The sequence below is a fragment of the Paenarthrobacter aurescens genome (genome assembly GCF_025421775.1).
Taxonomy (GTDB): domain Bacteria; phylum Actinomycetota; class Actinomycetes; order Actinomycetales; family Micrococcaceae; genus Arthrobacter; species Arthrobacter aurescens_B.
The window spans coordinates 1-234 of the sequence record NZ_JAOEFX010000752.1; the positions used below are offsets into that span (position 1 = coordinate 1).

A 234-nucleotide genomic window follows, 5' to 3' on the forward strand; every position below is an offset into this window, starting at 1 on the left:
CACCCGGAACTACTCAAAGAAGAGAAATACTCATGAACACAAACACAGGATCAACCGGGCCAATCGTGGTGCTGGGCGACGCGCCAGCCGGAATGGCATCCGCCCTGGCAATCCACAAGGCCGGGCACCCGGTCGACAATTTTTAGCGCAACCCCGAAGCTCGCCCGGCCGGAAACATACTCAAACTCGGGCCGCCCCCCATCAAGCCACAGCGGGACCTGGGCGGTGACCTCG

At 61.5% G+C, this 234-nt stretch carries 1 protein-coding gene; it reads right to left on the reverse strand.

Annotated features, from left to right (window positions below):
- Window positions 1-50: 50 nt before the first annotated feature.
- On the reverse strand, window positions 51-234 hold a 184-nt coding region (locus N7568_RS25480), incomplete at its 5' end, for a hypothetical protein (protein ID WP_261612396.1).